Source organism: Pantoea sp. Ap-870 (genome assembly GCF_011752515.1).
In the GTDB taxonomy this organism is placed as follows: domain Bacteria; phylum Pseudomonadota; class Gammaproteobacteria; order Enterobacterales; family Enterobacteriaceae; genus Pantoea; species Pantoea dispersa.
The window spans coordinates 265,660-282,157 of sequence record NZ_VWXG01000001.1; the positions used below are offsets into that span (position 1 = coordinate 265,660).

22 protein-coding genes and 2 pseudogenes are annotated in these 16,498 nt (G+C 53.5%); 16 read left to right on the plus strand and 8 right to left on the minus strand.

The window, feature by feature from the left end:
• Positions 1–71 precede the first annotated feature (71 nt).
• From F3J41_RS01255 to F3J41_RS01280, 6 genes and pseudogenes are all read left to right on the plus strand, one after another.
• The gene (locus F3J41_RS01255) at positions 72–524 is read left to right on the plus strand and encodes an antirestriction protein (protein WP_371815448.1); all 453 of its coding nucleotides are present in this window, start codon (positions 72–74) and stop codon (positions 522–524) included.
• 10 nt (positions 525–534) lie between these two features.
• The gene (gene radC, locus F3J41_RS01260; protein ID WP_166709741.1) at positions 535–1,014 is read left to right on the plus strand and encodes a DNA repair protein RadC; all 480 of its coding nucleotides are present in this window, start codon (positions 535–537) and stop codon (positions 1,012–1,014) included.
• A gap of 11 nt (positions 1,015–1,025) precedes the next feature.
• Entirely contained in the window at positions 1,026–1,247 is a 222-nt protein-coding gene (locus F3J41_RS01265) for a DUF987 domain-containing protein (protein ID WP_166709743.1), read from the plus strand.
• 22 nt (positions 1,248–1,269) lie between these two features.
• Entirely contained in the window at positions 1,270–1,638 is a 369-nt protein-coding gene (locus tag F3J41_RS01270) for a type IV toxin-antitoxin system YeeU family antitoxin (RefSeq protein ID WP_166709745.1), read from the plus strand.
• A 178-nt stretch (positions 1,639–1,816) separates the two neighbouring features.
• Positions 1,817–2,146: a TA system toxin CbtA family protein gene (locus tag F3J41_RS01275; protein ID WP_166709747.1), complete on the plus strand. Its 330-nt coding sequence runs from the start codon at positions 1,817–1,819 to the stop codon at positions 2,144–2,146.
• A 114-nt stretch (positions 2,147–2,260) separates the two neighbouring features.
• A pseudogene (locus F3J41_RS01280) lies at positions 2,261–3,094 on the plus strand (DUF4942 domain-containing protein).
• 211 nt (positions 3,095–3,305) lie between these two features.
• On the opposite strand, the pseudogene F3J41_RS01285 reads toward F3J41_RS01280, so the two are convergent.
• Positions 3,306–3,443, minus strand: a pseudogene (locus F3J41_RS01285) (integrase); the annotation flags it as partial.
• Positions 3,444–4,256: 813 nt separating this feature from the next.
• On the opposite strand from F3J41_RS01285, the gene F3J41_RS01290 reads away from it, so the two are divergent.
• From F3J41_RS01290 to F3J41_RS01300, 3 genes are all read left to right on the plus strand, one after another.
• Entirely contained in the window at positions 4,257–5,801 is a 1,545-nt protein-coding gene (locus F3J41_RS01290) for a methyl-accepting chemotaxis protein (RefSeq protein WP_166709749.1), read from the plus strand.
• A gap of 359 nt (positions 5,802–6,160) precedes the next feature.
• The gene (locus tag F3J41_RS01295) at positions 6,161–6,586 is read left to right on the plus strand and encodes a cell envelope integrity TolA C-terminal domain-containing protein (RefSeq protein WP_233210677.1); all 426 of its coding nucleotides are present in this window, start codon (positions 6,161–6,163) and stop codon (positions 6,584–6,586) included.
• A gap of 150 nt (positions 6,587–6,736) precedes the next feature.
• Positions 6,737–6,952 carry a hypothetical protein gene (locus tag F3J41_RS01300; protein ID WP_021508621.1) on the plus strand — a complete coding sequence of 72 codons (216 nt, stop codon included), beginning with the start codon at positions 6,737–6,739 and terminating at the stop codon, positions 6,950–6,952.
• A 31-nt stretch (positions 6,953–6,983) separates the two neighbouring features.
• Here F3J41_RS01300 and F3J41_RS01305 read toward each other — a convergent pair whose 3' ends face one another.
• The gene (locus F3J41_RS01305) at positions 6,984–8,063 is read right to left on the minus strand and encodes an NAD(P)/FAD-dependent oxidoreductase (protein WP_166709751.1); all 1,080 of its coding nucleotides are present in this window, start codon (positions 8,061–8,063) and stop codon (positions 6,984–6,986) included.
• 77 nt (positions 8,064–8,140) lie between these two features.
• Between F3J41_RS01305 and F3J41_RS01310 the strand changes: the two genes are divergently transcribed.
• Together F3J41_RS01310 and F3J41_RS01315 are read left to right on the plus strand one after the other, a co-directional pair.
• Positions 8,141–8,596 carry a MarR family winged helix-turn-helix transcriptional regulator gene (locus tag F3J41_RS01310; RefSeq protein WP_058757920.1) on the plus strand — a complete coding sequence of 152 codons (456 nt, stop codon included), beginning with the start codon at positions 8,141–8,143 and terminating at the stop codon, positions 8,594–8,596.
• Positions 8,597–8,835: 239 nt separating this feature from the next.
• Complete coding sequence (locus F3J41_RS01315) at positions 8,836–9,576, plus strand: BPL-N domain-containing protein (RefSeq protein WP_247656238.1); 741 nt, start codon at positions 8,836–8,838, stop codon at positions 9,574–9,576.
• Positions 9,577–9,599: 23 nt separating this feature from the next.
• Here the strand turns inward: F3J41_RS01315 and F3J41_RS01320 are convergent, their stop codons facing one another.
• On the minus strand, positions 9,600–10,175 hold the full coding sequence (locus tag F3J41_RS01320; protein ID WP_166709753.1) for a TetR/AcrR family transcriptional regulator: 576 nt from the start codon (positions 10,173–10,175) through the stop codon (positions 9,600–9,602).
• A gap of 343 nt (positions 10,176–10,518) precedes the next feature.
• On the opposite strand from F3J41_RS01320, the gene F3J41_RS01325 reads away from it, so the two are divergent.
• Positions 10,519–11,982 (plus strand): sugar porter family MFS transporter, encoded by a 1,464-nt coding sequence (locus F3J41_RS01325; RefSeq protein WP_159378385.1) that lies wholly within the window; start codon positions 10,519–10,521, stop codon positions 11,980–11,982.
• A 198-nt stretch (positions 11,983–12,180) separates the two neighbouring features.
• Complete coding sequence (locus F3J41_RS01330; protein WP_031279895.1) at positions 12,181–12,441, plus strand: hypothetical protein; 261 nt, start codon at positions 12,181–12,183, stop codon at positions 12,439–12,441.
• A gap of 221 nt (positions 12,442–12,662) precedes the next feature.
• Here the strand turns inward: F3J41_RS01330 and F3J41_RS01335 are convergent, their stop codons facing one another.
• On the minus strand, positions 12,663–12,902 hold the full coding sequence (locus tag F3J41_RS01335; RefSeq protein WP_021508614.1) for a biofilm development regulator YmgB/AriR family protein: 240 nt from the start codon (positions 12,900–12,902) through the stop codon (positions 12,663–12,665).
• Between the two features lie 312 nt (positions 12,903–13,214).
• On the opposite strand from F3J41_RS01335, the gene ycgZ reads away from it, so the two are divergent.
• The 3 genes from ycgZ to F3J41_RS01350 all read left to right on the plus strand — a co-directional run bounded on the left by ycgZ (position 13,215) and on the right by F3J41_RS01350 (position 14,227).
• Positions 13,215–13,457: a regulatory protein YcgZ gene (gene ycgZ, locus F3J41_RS01340; protein ID WP_021508613.1), complete on the plus strand. Its 243-nt coding sequence runs from the start codon at positions 13,215–13,217 to the stop codon at positions 13,455–13,457.
• Positions 13,458–13,556: 99 nt separating this feature from the next.
• Positions 13,557–13,826, plus strand: a complete 270-nt coding sequence (locus tag F3J41_RS01345) for a hypothetical protein (protein ID WP_058775261.1) — start codon at positions 13,557–13,559, stop codon at positions 13,824–13,826.
• A gap of 134 nt (positions 13,827–13,960) precedes the next feature.
• Positions 13,961–14,227 carry a biofilm development regulator YmgB/AriR family protein gene (locus F3J41_RS01350; protein ID WP_104189066.1) on the plus strand — a complete coding sequence of 89 codons (267 nt, stop codon included), beginning with the start codon at positions 13,961–13,963 and terminating at the stop codon, positions 14,225–14,227.
• A 32-nt stretch (positions 14,228–14,259) separates the two neighbouring features.
• Here the strand turns inward: F3J41_RS01350 and F3J41_RS01355 are convergent, their stop codons facing one another.
• The 4 genes from F3J41_RS01355 to F3J41_RS01370 form a co-directional block, all read right to left on the minus strand.
• Positions 14,260–14,457: a hypothetical protein gene (locus F3J41_RS01355; RefSeq protein ID WP_058769419.1), complete on the minus strand. Its 198-nt coding sequence runs from the start codon at positions 14,455–14,457 to the stop codon at positions 14,260–14,262.
• Between the two features lie 80 nt (positions 14,458–14,537).
• Entirely contained in the window at positions 14,538–14,798 is a 261-nt protein-coding gene (locus F3J41_RS01360; protein WP_058769420.1) for a hypothetical protein, read from the minus strand.
• 180 nt (positions 14,799–14,978) lie between these two features.
• Positions 14,979–15,260 (minus strand): hypothetical protein, encoded by a 282-nt coding sequence (locus tag F3J41_RS01365; RefSeq protein ID WP_021508608.1) that lies wholly within the window; start codon positions 15,258–15,260, stop codon positions 14,979–14,981.
• Positions 15,261–15,326: 66 nt separating this feature from the next.
• Positions 15,327–16,487, minus strand: a complete 1,161-nt coding sequence (locus F3J41_RS01370; protein ID WP_104092678.1) for a diguanylate phosphodiesterase — start codon at positions 16,485–16,487, stop codon at positions 15,327–15,329.
• Between the last annotated feature and the right edge of the window lie 11 nt (positions 16,488–16,498).

Below are 16,498 nucleotides of genomic sequence, written 5' to 3' on the forward strand. Positions count from 1 at the left end.
CTTCGTCTCAACACCCCATATGAAAATACAAAGGAAATCACATGGACAATACTCTTAACCTGACCAGTACGGTGACTGAATCCCCAGCTTCAGAATACGCGGATGAAGAGCGCATCGTGTGCACGCCGGTGCCCGATGAGCAACGTGTTGCCTTCTGGCCAGGGCACTTCGGCAGCATCCCGCAGTGGATAATCCTCGAACCGACAGTCTTCGCGTGGATGGACCGTTTCTGTACAGATTACCAGAGTGGTATCTGGAATTTTTACACCCTCAGCAGCGGCGGGGCATTTATGGCACCGGAAGCCAGCGGTGACGATGACGGGAAATGGGCACTGTTTAACAGCATGAACGGAAACGGCGCAGAAATGAGCGCTGAGGCCGCCGGTATTGCCGTCTGCCTGATGACGTACAGCCACCACGCCATGCGTACCGAGTGCGATGCCATGACCGGGCACTATTACCGTCTGCGGGACTTCGCGCTCAGCCACGCGGAGTGTAACGCCATTATGCACATCATCGACTGAGGTCAACATTATGGAACAACAACTCCCGCTGTTTGCCCGTGAACTGGCGCCCACAGAACAGCAGACGGTCAGGACGGCGCTGACCCTGCTGGAGCGACAGTTACGTGAACCCGGAGCGTCATTCACCTCCAGCCATGCCGTCCGTGACTGGCTGCGCCTGCAGCTTGCCACACTGGAGCGCGAAGAATTTACCGCGCTCTTTCTCGATAACCAGCACCGGCTGATTGCGCACGACACGTTGTTCACCGGCACCATCAACCATACGCAGGTACATCCACGAGAAGTGGTGAAGGCTGCGCTGAAACATAACGCTGCCGCCATTCTCGTGGCGCACTGCCACCCGTCTGGTCTCGCTGAACCCAGCGACGCAGACAGACGAGTCACCGAACGCCTGAAACAGGCGCTGAACCTGGTTGATATCCGCCTGCTGGACCATCTGGTGGTCGGCGGGATGGATATTGTCTCTTTTGCCGAACGCGGCTGGCTGTAAGGAGAATAGCGATGAAAATCATCAGCAAACGCCAGGCAATGACGATTTACCGTCAGCATCCTCATTCCCGCCTGTTTCGCTTCTGTACCGTGAAATACCAGTGGTCAGGCAGTATCTGCCACTATGCCGGGCGGGAGGTAAAGGATATCGCCGGCGTGCTGGCCGTATTCGCTGAGCGTCGCCAGGACCGCAATGGCCCGTATGTCGTATTGCGCAGCGTTACCCTGAATTAACGCACAGTTAAGGATTACTTAAATGAAGAACACAACACCTGTAGCAAATCATGATATTGCCGAACTCTGGTGGGGGCTTAAACCCGCTGTCACGCCGAGCTTTGGCGCAAGGCTTATACAGGAAGGCAATCGCCTGCATTACCTGGCAGACCGCGCCAGTATCACCGGAGCCTCCAGTGATGCGGATTTACGCCATCTCGATCAGACGTTTCCGGTACTTCTCAAACAGCTCGACTTAATGCTGGTTTCCGGTGAACTCAATCCAAGCCATCAGCACAGCGTCACGCTGTATGCAAAAGGTCTGACCCTCGACGCAGATACCCTCGGCAGTTGCGGTTATGTCTATATTGCGATTTATCCGACGCAACCTGTAGCACAATCAGGAAATTAATAGCCATGCCGCACGCCTGTAAAATCAGCGAGGTTATTGAACTGTTACAACAGCATCAACATGACGACTTCGTATTATGTTCACTCTGGTACGAAGACGATGTACACAATGAGGGCTTCCTTCAACGTAATACGTCCCCTATCACCAGCGCCTTATTTATTTTACAGAGATCACCTTTATGCAAACCTTACCCACCATCCCAACGCGGAAGGCACCGTCACGCCCGTCACCAGTAGAAATCTGGCAGCTACTTCTTACGTATCTGCTGGAAAGGCACTTTGGGCTGGAGTTAAACGATACGCCATTTTGCAGTGAGTCAGTCATCCAGCAGCACATTGAGGCAGGTGTTACCTTGGCCGATGCCATCAACTTCCTGGTGGAAAAATATGACCTGGTGCGCATTGATACCAGCAGTAATCCCTATTCTGAGCCAGAAATCTTTCTTACCGCCGCCGATGTACTTAAGGCAAGTCATGCGACCGGATTAACGCAGCGCAATCTCGATTAAATCCTGTATAGCGTATTCCAGATTTACCTTTCTGCTGCTTTCTCCTCTATCTGACAATGTATAATGCCTCTGCCATCACCGGCAGAGGCATTTGCTTATATGAAATTTTTTGCGATGCAAACAGAACCTGAAGTGATTACCGAACACACTGAGCTCATTAACTCGACCAATATTGAGCACATCGTCACCGGACGTAATGCAGCACTTGTGCTAATTGAAGAACTCATTGAGCAGCTTGATGCCATTTTACGGCAAACCTCAGAAATTGGCGGTGGCACAGCGCAAGACTGGGCGATGAAGTCCGGGCACCGCTACGATCGTTGGCTGACTGAGAAGGCTGATAAAGCGATGCCTGCCGTTACCCACAATATAGACCGCAGCATCTGGCGCGATTTGATGCTGAAATCCGGCATGATGGCCTTGATGGATGCGCAGGCTCGCGACCAGTGGCACAAGAACCTGGAGGATGGCGATCTTCCAGCTATCGGTGAGGCTAACATTCTCAGTACTTTTGAACAGTTACATCTGAACAAAATGGATGTTTTTGAGCGTGGTGTCATTAACGTCTTCAAAGGCCTGTCCTGGGATGACAAAGCCAATAGTCCTTGCCGCTTCGGTAAGAAGATCATCATTAACAATTTGGTGATGCATAACTGCTGGGGATTTAGTCTGAATTGGGGTTGGCGGAGGGATCAGTTGTCAGACCTCGAGCGAATGCTGTGTTTACTAGATGGTAAATCAGTACCTGACAATCGGAGAGATATATCCATTCGCCTGATGGACTACATCCGCGATAATCCGGGTAAGGATGTTTACGATGATGCGTACTTATCCATCCGCTACTTTCAGGAGGGCACCGCGCATCTCACGTTCAAACGCCCTTAACTTGTAGAAAAGATGAATGATATCATTGTAAAGCATTGTCCGGGAATGTTGGCGTCTAGGTAGCGGGCCGTTACAATAGCTTCAGCCTCAACAAATAGAGAACCTGCAACGTGGGTCAAACTAGCAAAACCACGCCAAACAATATGTTGGTATAATTGTTGGTATAAAATTTATAGAACACAATTTTTTATTTTATATTCAATGGATTAGGGTTTTAATTTGAATCTTGTAGGGTGCCAAACAAAATCAATCACTTAACAACCTCCTTCAGCCTTCAAAATTTCCCGTGGGACTGATTTGGGACACGACTGCCAAAAATCGCGTCAATTTGCCTCGCATGCTCTGTCAGATGATTCGGTGCCAGGTGAGCATACCGCTGAACCATTTCGATGCTCTCCCATCCGCCTATCTCTGTGCTGATGCCAGAGCACGACATGACAAGGCGAAACGCCAGCTCACTGGGGCATAAGCACCCTGATGAATTATTCTCGTTGACAGTCAACGCGCAATGCCTTTTTAGACAGGAATTATATAAGTTAACCTGACCATTCAGGATAGATGCGATGTTTCCTGCCAGACAGATTTTCTGAACCGCTGTCAGTCAGGCGCGGATGACGATATTCATTGAAAATATTTTAGAAATAATTATGGCACCTGACTCGGGATCGCGTCAGGCCATTCCTGCTAAATACTTACGGCCGTTAATATCAACCTGTCACCTGTTAAGCGGGGATGGTAAATAATAATTAACCTTTTATAAAAACTTTGCGGGCTATTTTTCTCGTTCTGGTTTCGTGGCGTTACGGCTGGATGATAACAGGTGTTTAACGTTGGCACGATTTTAGGTCAATCGAAGAAAATTCAATCATCATTTTTTTCATTAAAATCAATGGTTTTTACCATTTCCCCTCGGCGGATTCAGAATTATTGCGCCAGGAAAAGAACAGGGTGTCAGCGGTAGCATATCGGTGAAAAATTTCCTGGTGCGGAGGGTTTTAAGCCAGGTATTGATTACCTGCATGCAAGAATTATTTCTCTCAAAAAGTCGGGGGTTAATTTTATATTGAGAGTGTCACTAATATAGCGATATGTAACCCACGTAAATCTGAATAACGGGTCCGAAATAAATTTTAAAATTAACTATTCCGGGTGATGAATCTGCGTCACACAATGCCGATAACACATTCATATCTGACACTCTCATCTACTTACAGCGAGAATTAATATGAAAATATCTACCCGGCTTGCAACGGGCTTTGGCCTGCTTATTGTGCTTTTTATTATCTGTACCGGCATTGCGCTCAACGCCCTGAGTAGTGCGACCAAAGGCATGGACGATGCGGTCAACGTCAAAATGAAAAAGTATCAGCTGGTGCTGGATATGCGTGGCAGCATCAGGGATATGGGCATTGCGGTTCGTAACCTGGCGCTCTTAACAGATATTGAGGCAATGAAGCCTGAATGGGAGCGCGTACAAAAACAAGAAGCGCAGTATATAGCCAGCCGTAAGGCTCTGGCTGAGGTGATGCAGGAGGATTCAACACCGCAGGGGCGGGAAGTCATGAGCCGCATTACTGAAGCTGAGGAGCCTGCACTTTCGTCGCTGAAGCAGGCTGGCCGGCTCGGGCTTGAAAATCGTGCTGAGGAAGCCACTGCCTATCTGCTGAACGTCACGCGCCCGGTGCAGAGTACCTTGCTCAAAGCGCTTAATGACATGACGCTGGTTCAGATGAAAAACACGCAGTCTGCTGTTGAAACTAACAGTCAGGCGACACGCCGGGCATCGCTGATCCTGATGTTGCTCGCGGCCGCATCAGCACTGCTGGCAGTGGGAACGTGCGTTATGACCATTCGCGTACTGATGCGTCAGTTGGGCGGCGAGCCTGTACAGGCGCAGACTCTTGCGGCAACCATTGCTTCTGGCGATTTGACGACGCCAGTAACGCTGCGAAACAATGACAGTACCAGCCTGATGGCTTCTCTGGATGGCATGCAGGCAAACCTGCGTGGTCTGGTGTCAAAGATAAAAGACTCTGCTGCTTCAGTGGCGCTGGCGGCGGATGAGATATCACAGGGCAATACAGAATTGTCATCCCGCACTGAGGAGCAGGCTGCAGCACTACAGGAAACTGCGGCCAGTATGGAGCAGCTTACCGCCACCGTGAAAAGTAATACGGCCGGCGCGCAGCAGACCGCTGGGTCTGCCCGGGATGCGGCAACGCTGGCACGCGCAGGTGAGGCCGACGTACAGCGTATGTCTGAAACCATGAATGAGATCTCATTGAGCGCGACAAAGGTACGGGACATCACCTCCGTGATCGAAAGCATTGCCTTCCAGACCAACATTCTGGCGCTCAACGCAGCGGTGGAGGCCGCCCGGGCAGGTGAAGAAGGACGCGGTTTTGCCGTGGTTGCCGGTGAAGTCAGAACGCTTGCACAGCGCAGTGCAAATGCTGCTCGCGACATCAAACAGCTGATTGAACAGGCCGTTGAGCAGGTCGAAAGCGGTGTTGAGGTGGCAGCAGGTACAGGGCAGAGCATATTGAAGATTGTCAGCATGGTGGGCGAACTGGCAGAGGCCATGGATAATATTTCACTGGCTTCTTCAGAACAGATGCAGGGCATTTCTCAGGTTAGCATTGCGGTAAGTCAGATGGATGGTGTCACGCAGAATAACGCTGCGCTGGTTGAAGAGTCCTCTTCGGCGTCTCAGTCTCTCTCTGAGCAGGCGCACGCTCTGCGGGGGATGGTGGACACATTTCGTGTCTGACGTAAAAGGGCTCAGCGTTCCTGAGTAGAAATCAGACTAAGGACGCTCAATAAATCACGTGCATATTGGGGATTGAGTCGGGTGGGGCGGAAAGATCTTTGCTGAATTTATTCTGCAGCCGTCCCGACCTTTCAACAGAAACCTATCCCTGCATGTCAGGCTGGCCAAAACACGCTGGCCTTATTTCGCAACCTTTGATGGGGTCTGCGAATTGGCATGAGACGTTACACTGTTTATTCTCACATCTGGAATGCGGTCGGTTGCTGGGGTGAGTATTCGCTGCCAATGCGAAAGCAACCCGATAGCAGGCACGGTTTCCGCAATCTATCCGGGATGCTATAAATGCATAAATGATCTGCATGGATGCCATGATGAAAAAAACACTCTCACTTATCGCCGTCATGTTATTAGTCGGCTGCCAGTCCCATACTAAACAAACAACAAGGCAGTCATTCAGGTTTCCAACCGCTTCCGAGATAAGAAGCGAGTGCGAATCGCAAACCTCCTCGCAAATAGCAAATAAAGATACGCATCTGTGGCTTTGTCAGGTCGTTACCGCAATACAGTATCGGTTTTTTGACGCGAATTTATATCACGGTAAGACCTGTGATTTGGTCATTACGCAACCCTTAGGTCAGCCACCGACAAACGTCACTGCGCAGGGCGGAGATGCTGATCTGTGCGCCGTCGCTATCAATGCGGTAAAGCAGGCGATAGATGCCAACACCTTCCCCATGCGGCCTGTGTATCTGAAAGAAAAGATACCGGTGCGTTTTGCGCCCTGACTGACTTTGTCCTGAGCAGACCGTTGCTGCATAAGCGTAACCATAGGTAACAAAGTTCGCCGTTTACCTCCTGTATATCATGCCGTCAGTGCTGCCAGGCTATGCTCAGCATTACTGACATAACACGTATCTTTATGGAGATTTACGGCAATGAAAAAACAGTGGATTGCGGCCCTGGCAGCGGCAGGCCTTCTTTTAGTCGTTAGCGCCCAGGCAGAGGCAAAAGGGTGCCTGAAAGGCGCCGTCGCTGGCGGCGTGGCAGGTCATCTGGTTCATCATGGCGTTGCCGGTGCGGCAGCTGGCTGCGCGGTGGGCCACCACATGGCCGCCAAAAAACAGAAAGAGGCGGAACAAAAGCAACAGTAAACCGCGGGTGGCGGGTCACGTAAAACTGGTGTCAGGCTCTCTCATCGAACCAGTTCTGAAACCCCGCTATTGCATCAGGCATCATGTCGCGTGCGCGTTCCATAATCAGGGTCTCCGCAGAGCGCAGTCCGTTCTGCGGGTGCGAAGCCTCGCACAGTGCCAGAGCCAGGTCTGAAGCATCAAGCATCGCCAGGTTGACTCCCACGCCAACCGGCGGCATCAGGTGAGCGGCATCGCCAATCAGGGTGATGCCCGGCCGTGGTGCCCAGCCAAAATCGGCAGGCAGGCTGTAAATCGGGCGTCTGACATAGTCACCGGTGGCGTTCACCACCAATTGCAGGGAAGCGGCCCAGTCGCGGTAGCTGTCGCGCACCCAGGCGGTGAGGCCGGAGGAGGCCTGGTGTTGATCGATGACATCAGGGGCGCGCTTCATCGCCGCATAGACGCAAATCCTCCCGCCGCCGTTGCGTTGCGTGACCAGCGCCTGCGCACCGCCAAAACTGAACGCGGTCCCGTTGCCGGCAATGCTGTTGATTTGGTCGGACGGGTGATCTATCCAGCCTTCGAAAAAGGTAATGCCGGTATAAACCGGACGTACCGGCGTCAGGTAACTGCGGACCCGCGACCAGGCACCGTCAGCACCAATCACGATATCGGCTTCGTAGCGCCTGCCGTTTCTGAACACCAGCCCGTGCGCTTTTTGCCGGCCATAGTCAACGTAATGCAGTTTGTGATCCCACTGCAGGGTCTGCGGTAACAGGGCGCTCAGCAGCAGGTTTTTCAACTCGCCGCGATCGATCTCCGGTTTATCCATTTCACCTTCCGGCGTGAATCTGTCGGCCTCAACTTCTCCGGTAAGGTAATTCAGCATCCGGCTTTCCTGATCCTCATGCCTGGCGATACTGATGAACTGTTCGAGCAGGCCCGCTCTGCGCAGTGCCGCCTGGCCGCTGTCAGCATGCAAATCAAGCGAGCCGCCCTGACTCCGCGCAGCATCCGCCGGCTCATCCTCAAACACCGTTACGTTAAAACCGTGGCGCTGAAGAATCACGGCCGCCGTGAGGCCTGCCGGGCCGCCGCCAACGATAGCGATAGTCAGTTTGTCCGACATGTCTTTTCTTCCCCAATGTGAAAGTGGATACTGTATAATCACAAAGTTGACATATCAACTACGCGACGGGATAAATAATGGGCAGCACAGAGATTTCAGACGCAGAGTGGCAGGCATGGCGCGGATATCGCCGGCTTGCTGAAATCATCACCGGACGCATTGTCAGAGAGATCAATGAGGCGACCGGGTTGTCCGGTCCGGATTTTATGATCCTGATGGAAATCAACCGCAGTCCGCAGGGCGTACTGCTGCAGCGTGAGCTGCTGGAATACCTTGAGTGGGACAAGTCGCGGCTATCGCACCAGCTTTCACGTATGGCCGCCCGGGATCTGGTACAGCGCAGCCGCGCGACTCGCGCAGGGATTTCAGTCCGCATGACAGAGGCAGGGAGCCAGCTGCTTGCTACAGCGCGGCCGATACATGCCGCGGGTGTGCGGCGAAATTTCCTCGATTTGCTGACGCCGGAAGACATCGAAGGGTTGATCGCTATCACCGGGCGGTTACGGCAGTCAGCCAGCGGTTTTATCGAATAACTCCCGGCCGGTCAGCTTCAGACACTCCTTCTGCAACCAGCACAATCACGGAAGCCATTGACGGGATCATGTGAAAGACTAATTAAAACAGGGGGTTGTATTTTTCGCGCTGTCAGGCTGTTGACAGCCTCTTCAGGCTAGCTCTAAATTGAGCAGTCGCTCTAATTTTGAGCCTGGTCCAGCCGCTAATGGTGAAAACAATGTTACTGAGAGCCTCCTCCCGTTTCTGGCGTTATCTGATGAAGAACCTTCTGATGTATGCTGCCATTCTGCTTGCTGGCGGGTTAGCCACCGCGAATATGGCCAGTGCTGCCGTCACCCATGTCGCTATCTATCGCGGCGGTGCGGGCTGTCCGGGCTGCTCAGAAATGGTCCGTAAAGCGCTGGAACAGAGCGGTCTGCCGCTGGACATCGCGTATGTCGGAGAGCAGGAAAAAATAAAGGTCACGCAGGATAACCTCGCCAGTTTTGATGTGTACATCCAGCCCGGAGGCGGGCAGGACATCCCCGGCGCCTTTGCTGCGCTGGGCGACGAAGGGGCTGAGGCCATACGCAAATTTGTCCGCAATGGAAAAAGCTTTCTCGGATTGTGCATGGGCGCGTATCTGGCCGATGAAAACTGGCTGGGGCTGATCCCCTCATCGCTGGACTCTGAAGTCATGCGCAAGGGGACTAACATACCCGACGAAGGCGATTACGTTGTCGATGTTGTCTGGCAGGGGAAAACCGAAAAATTTTATTATCAGGATGGTCCTTACCTGAATGCCGAAGACGCGCACGGCTTCGTCGCTCTGGCGCGCTATGCCAACGGTGATATCGCGCTGGCGAAATATACTTACGGTAAAGGCACGGTACTCCTGAGCGGACCGCATCCGGAAGCGGATGAAAGCTGGATGGCGCCGGAGAAAAACAATCCGGCCTACACCTCAGCCGGCAGCAAGATGGCCAGGCTGTTTAATGATTTAAAGCCCGGAAGGTAAGCGGCTATGTGGAAAAATCCCTGCTAGCGACAAAGTTTCTGCAAGGCGGCCATTATCTCAAGAAAAAAATGTGTCCGCTTATCCGCAGAGTAGTTAAGAATAAGCGCGCTTGAGTAACCGTCAATCAGGGCGTGAAGATTACGCGCCACCTCGTCTTTACCTGCTTCGCTGAGGTGGCCAAATGCCTTGCCGGATAAGCCCTGACGGATGATCGCCGTCCACGTCTGCGTGCTGGAGAGCAGCAGCTGCTCAAATTGCTTATCCCTTGCCGCCAGCGGCCACAACTCGAGGTAGATCAACCAGTGAGAAGCCGGCCCATCTGGCAGGAGATAATCCACCAGCGCACGAAAAAAGGCGTCATGCTGTGAATCATCCCTCTTTTCACTCTCTACAGAGAAAGCGGCAACGTCCTCATCCAGCATGAAAGCAATCGAGTCCAGCCTCAGCGCATCCCAGTTTTTGAAATAGTGGTAGATATGGCTGCGGGATATGCCCAGCGTATTGGTCAGATCACGGGTTGAAACATTGTTGAAGCCGCGCTCCCGAAAAAGCTGCAGCGCCGCGAGAATGATATTTTTCTTAACCGTTTCTTTTTTCACGTTCTACCTTAAAAGACACCGTTTTCCTGAACGTTAATTCAGCAATCTGTCACCGGACCTGCCTTTCTGCGTTACGCCTCAGCGTGTTTCTCATTAACCAGCCAGCGTACCTTAGCAGAAAATTTTCCCCCTGTCGGGGGCGGGATTGCAGCAGGCCAGCCAGGGGTTGAGCGCAGTGCGAGGGCGCGGCTGCGGCGCAAACATGCGCTGTGCAGTCAGGGTGGTACGGGATTTTTATTCCGTCGCCATCCGGTAAAAATCGTGACCGGCCTCACACTTTCTCGTTTCTGACTATACTCAAACCTCCTTTTTATCCCGTCATTGACCAGGTCTTGAATCACCCATGGACGATAGCAAGCAAAATCCTTCGCAGTCTCAATCAGATGATGGCGGCAGCCTGACGTTCACTGTTAAGCAGCGCCTGTTTTTTGTGGTGTTAGTCGCCACGATGGGCGCGCTGGCGTTTGGCTACGACACCGGCATTATTTCCGGCGCGCTGCCCTACATGACGCTGCCCGCCGCGCAGGGCGGTCTCGATCTCACGCCATTTACCGAAGGGCTGGTGACCTCTGCGCTCACCTTTGGCTCCGCGCTCGGCGCGTTCATCAGCGGTTATGTCTCGGACCGCTTTGGTCGCCGTATCACGTTACGCAGCCTTGCCCTGTTGTTCATTGCCGGGGCGTTAGGCACCACGGTTGCGCCGAATCTGGAAATCATGGTGGTGATGCGCTTTATTCTGGGTTTCGCGGTGGGCGGTGGATCGTCAACGGTTCCGGTCTTTATCGCTGAAATTGCCGGGCCTAAGCGCCGGGCACCGCTGGTCAGCCGCAACGAACTGATGATTGTGTCAGGGCAACTGCTGGCTTATGTCGTCAGCGCCGCCATGAGTTTGTTACTACACGATCCGGGCATGTGGCGCTATATGCTGTCGCTGGCGATGATCCCCGGCATTCTGCTGTTTATTGGCACCTTTTTTGTCCCGGCCTCACCGCACTGGATGGTGGCGGAAGGGCGCTTTAATGAGGCGCTGCGTATCCTGCGCAAACTGCGGGAAAATCCGCGCGAGATTAAAAAAGAGATGGCAGAGATGCGGCAGAATGCCCGCGAAGCCCGTCAGGGGCCACCCGCGCGCGAACTGTTAAAAGAGAAATGGATTGTGCGTCTGCTGCTGCTGGGCTGCGGCATGGGCATCGTCGCGCAGTTTACCGGCGTCAACGCCTTCATGTATTACACGCCAGTCATTCTGAAAAGTACCGGGCTGGGCACCAGTGCTTCGATTGCGGCCACCATCGGCAACGGGGTGGTATCGGTACTGGCCACCTTTGCCGGCATTAAAGCCATCAGCCATTTCGGCCGGCGCCCGATGCTGATGACCGGGCTGTCGGTGGTGATTGCGATGCAGCTGGCGCTGGGCGCGGTGCTGGTTCTCATGCCGCAAAGCCTGACGCAAAGCCTGCTGGCGCTGGCGTGTATTCTGGTGTTCCTGTTCTTTATGCAGATGTGCATTTCCCCGGTTTACTGGCTGCTGATGTCGGAGTTATTTCCGATGAAAGTTCGCGGGGTATTAACCGGTTCAGCGGTAGCGTTTCAGTGGATATGCAACGCCGTGGTGGCGCTGGCGTTTCCGCCTTTGCTGTCGCTGGTGGGTAATAAGGCGTTCTTTATCTTTGCCGCAATCAATGTGGCTTCCCTGGTGTTTATTGCCGTGATGTTACCGGAAACCCGGGGGAAATCACTGGAAGAAATTGAATCCCACATGCGCGAGCATTTTGGTGAACCTGCGGATCAAGCCGCGTCATCAGGCTGAATCGTCGTCATGCTGCGGCAGGTTGCGTCAGCGCCTGCCGACAAAAACCTTTGTCGCGGCACCCGCCGCGGCATTTTCATGCTCACTAAAATAAATCCTGTTACAGGCTTCATTTCAGAACTTGCCTGCACCGGTTCGCTCAATAGGGTCTACAGTGTGACGTGAGGTTCTCATCAACGTGAAATGGAGGAAGCAAATTTGTCTATTCAACACGACGGGAAAGGGCACGTCATTATTGGCGAAGCGGCACTAAGCCTGGCTTTGGGCAAAAAGAAGATCAGCGTTAATACGCTTATCGACGAGCTCAGACACATGAAACGCGCTGGCGGCAGCGACACACGCCTGTCCGCGATTTCAGAGGCGATCGGCTGGCTCAGAAGCTTTGATGAGCCTGAGCAGGCCGCGATCCATGTGCCGTACCTGCAGACGCTTGCAGGCCTGAACGACGAGAAGAACTGACGCCATAAGACGTAGTCCGGCTCTGGCCGGAAGACGACAACGTAGATGACCTCATCGGACGCGCGTTAGCGTGTACCGGCCGGAGAAAACTGTCAGGGATGACGTCTTCACCACCATCAAACCTCGTATTAACGATTTTCGGCAACGCGGCATGTGGCAACGGATGCGGGCTTTAGCGACGGATGTGCAACGCGCTGAAGGTGAGCGGATGAATCAAACGATCAGCGACCAAACAGCATCGCCAGCAGGGAACGTGCCTGTTCCGCTTCGACGTCATCGTCCGTGTCATTGATGTGCCCGATAAGCTTGAGGCAGATCGCGGTGCGCGTCAGCCGACGTTCCTGACGCAAAATTTCAACGGTGATGCGTCCCAGTAGCGCAATCTGGCGGGGATCGGTGACCTGACTGAAGTAACCGGCTAGTCCGGTATTGTGACAAGGCGGCAGCCCGTTGTTTCTCATTTGTCCACCTGCAGCACACGATCATCTTGTAGGGCGCAAAGTAACCGATACGATATCGTCTGTACAGCAACAATCCTCATACCGTGTCAGGTAATCAGCGGGTTGTCCAAATCGATACCGTTTTTCCTGCCGCTTAGCCCAGCCATCATGCTGATTATTTCAGCACGTAAGCCCCTGAGATTAAGGTGTTAGCATTTTTTGCACAAGAATGTAGCTAATACAGAAACAGTATTGCTGTACAAGTTTTATTTCTTTGTATAAGTTTACGCACAGAGAGAAGCGACGGTATTTTAACCATCTGAGGGGATCATCATGCGTCAGAATGTTGCAAAATTTCCAGACAGCGCCAGTGAGATTGCCCGCTATTTCAGCAGAGCGACAGCACCTACTCAGCAGGAAACGCTGGGGCAGATTGTCGTTGAGATCCTGCGCGCAGGAAAAAACCTCAACCGTAAGGCGATCTGCACCAAACTGCTGAGACGCCTTGAGGTCGCGGCAAATTATGAAGAAGAGCGTCATTACCAGACGCTGATTGGCATGCTGTTTGAACGCTGATACGTAAAGGGATAATCGGTGGTACCTGCAGCATGCGCTTTATGATCCGGGAAGGGTCAGCCACTTGTCCGAAAGGGCACAGTCCCGCAGGGGGTGGGCATGCAGAGAAGTCAAATTGAACGTTTAACCGAAATCGTTCTGGGCGAGGCGGTGGTCAGGCTGCTCGATAATAATGAACGAATCAATGTGGCGACCGTTTCAGCCCGGCTCCGGTCAATGGCCGCAGAGGAATTTAATCCCGACCGTCTGGAGGCGATCAGGATCGCCATCAGGGAACTGCAGATGCAGTCAGCAGCCCGGGAAAATCGTGAAAAGCCGATGGCTGCTCTGGGCGGGATGTCACAACCCAGGGCTGGTAAAAAGCATTAATGACAGGGACGATACGATCTCGTGATTAACCGGAGTGTGGCAGGACGCCCGGCATAACACGGCCATCTCAGGATGGCCGATTTTTTTGGCGACCACCGGGCTGTCAGCAGCGCCCGGTTTACGGATAACTACACATGCAAACCAACGAACACGCATTCAGCGCTGAAGCGGCCCTTATTCACCATTTTCGCAGCGGCGGTGAGCGCTATGCAGCCGAAGCCGCGGCACTGGATGCCGTGATTCGCGACATCGTCATCCATGGCCAAAAAGTGACGAGCAAAACCATCATCTTGTATCTCATCGCAGAGCTTGAGATGACCACCGATATTGTCAAACTGGATGTACTGCGCAACGTGCTTGAAATCGTGGTCGGCAGAACGCCGGATGATGAAGGGTTCTGAAAAGGTTAGTAAGCCGGAGCAGTAGATTAAGCTTAGTGCATCTGCTTCACAAGCATACTGATGGCGTTTAAACAGGCCTGCCGCTGTTTATCTTCGCTTGCCGTTTCGCCAAGATGATGCAGGGCATGGGTGATATCCTGAAGTGTCAGGTGCTGGTCCGGCTTAAGAAGGCGTGCCACAACCGTTCCAATAACGGCGTAGATATCTTCGGCGGTGGTGTCATCGCTCAAATGACCTCCATCCGTTGGTGGATAAGCATACAGTATAGCAGAAACCACAGCGTCAGGCGCGGCAGATTGTCAGGCAGCGATCAGTGCAGCTTGCCGGAAAAAGAAAAATGCCCGGCAGTGAACGTCTCTTTCTTCACCGCGCTCATCTCCATTTCCCGTCTGACGTCCTCAATGACACGCAGCACAGCACGAATTCGGTCACTGTCTGTTTCGCGGTCAAGCATCGCCTGCAGCCTGTCGTTGAGGGCCGCCCAGCTTATGGCGACGTTATCATCGAGTAACGCCGTTACGGCTTCTCCGATGATGATATCCGCCATTTTATCGTCAAAATTGTTTTTCATCAGTCTGTCCGGCTGCGGTTAGGGCAATGAGCTTACCACAGGAATCTCACCCGGACACATTGAGCACATCAAACTCCGCTAAAAGATGCCGGACGCGGGTTATCGGCGCAATGATCAGCATATTGCGTTGCCGGCGTTGCAAAGAGGATGACATTTGCGTTCGCACCGGCCATCACGGCGCTACTTTCTGACGGGTTCCGCGGCTTCAGCGCGCCCGCTGACCTCTGAAGCCGCCTGATCCAGACGATAAAGTAAGGTGTCGCCGCGTTCGCAGTAACGCGCCGGCCAGATCATCGCCCCGTTACCGTCCTCCACGTACTTCACACCCAGTCCCTCCACCACAGCCCATGGCTGCGCCAGCGCACTGCGGTACCGAAGTAACTCGCGCGCCATGGATACCGCCTCCGGTTCGTTCTCCTCCGGATGGCTGGATATAAACTGCAGTCGGGCATCGCTCAGCATTGTCTTCTCCTGTGAGCCTGACGTTTTATCTCTTCAGAGGTTCTGCGTCGTCAGGCTTAACCGCTTTCAGATCGCCTCGCGGCTCTCAGGCCATGCCACGGCACCGCCCTCAGGCGTAAACAGGCTGCCCTGGAAATCGATGATCCCGGCCGCCTCCAGCCACATCCACTCTTCGGGACGCTCAATGCCGGCCGCAATGACGTTGATTTCCAGCGCCGAACAACAGCGGATGACCGCCTGCATCACCGCCTGCTTCGGGCCGCTACGATGAATATCACGTACAATATTTGCGCCGATACGTACCCGGTCAGGCTGGACGTGCGCCAGTAAAGAGAGACCGGCCGAGCCGTCGCCGAAGTTATCAATGGAAAGGCTGATGCCAGCCTCTTTCAGCTGTCTGACCGCCGTGGAAAAATCTTCCAGCCGGGAGATGACTTCCGTTTCGCTCACGCCAAGAATGATTTGCTGCGGCACCAGCTCCGCCTGCGCGATGGCGCTGACCAGCTGACTTACCGCATCGGGAAGATAAACCAGCGTCATCGGCAGGATACTGATATACAGCGTCATGCCATCGGGACATGCCTGGCCGGCTTTATGCAGTGCGTCTGTCACCACGTTGAGGTCATGAATGTAACGCTCATGTTCCTTTAATCCGGCGGGTTGCGCGTGCGGAATCGCCTCAATGGCCGTCACTTCACGGCCGAGGGGATCAACCACTGGGCGGAAAGTGACGCCACTGGCCGGCGCGGGAGATTGCCCTTCCGCGGGGATGAACTCCCAGCAATCAGCCGGCGGCACTTCAAAGTAGTTCTCTTTTTCACGCGCTTCGACAAAGGTTCTGAGGAACTGTAGCCCGCGATCGTCATAGGTCAGCTGATATTTCGACGTGCCGCGATCAAGCACCGCCTGCAGCACACTGCCGCTGTGGTGATTACGCAAATCGAACAGCTCCATGCCAGCATTACCGAAACGCCGCGAAGGGGAGTAGTCGCGCATCAGCTCGACCACATTGTGATGACGCCGGTCGGCACAGATGCGGGCGTAGATTGCCAGAACGCCTTGCTCCGGCCCTTCCAGGATTTGAAAAAAGTGCGTGCCGTTAAACAGCAGGATGCCGGTAACATGATGCTCAGCATTGAGCAGACTCGCTTTTGCCACCATCTCCGGCAGGATATTGACGGGAACATCTTCAGAGATGTGGCTGCGATAAATTATTGTTGTAAGCATTATACGCTCCA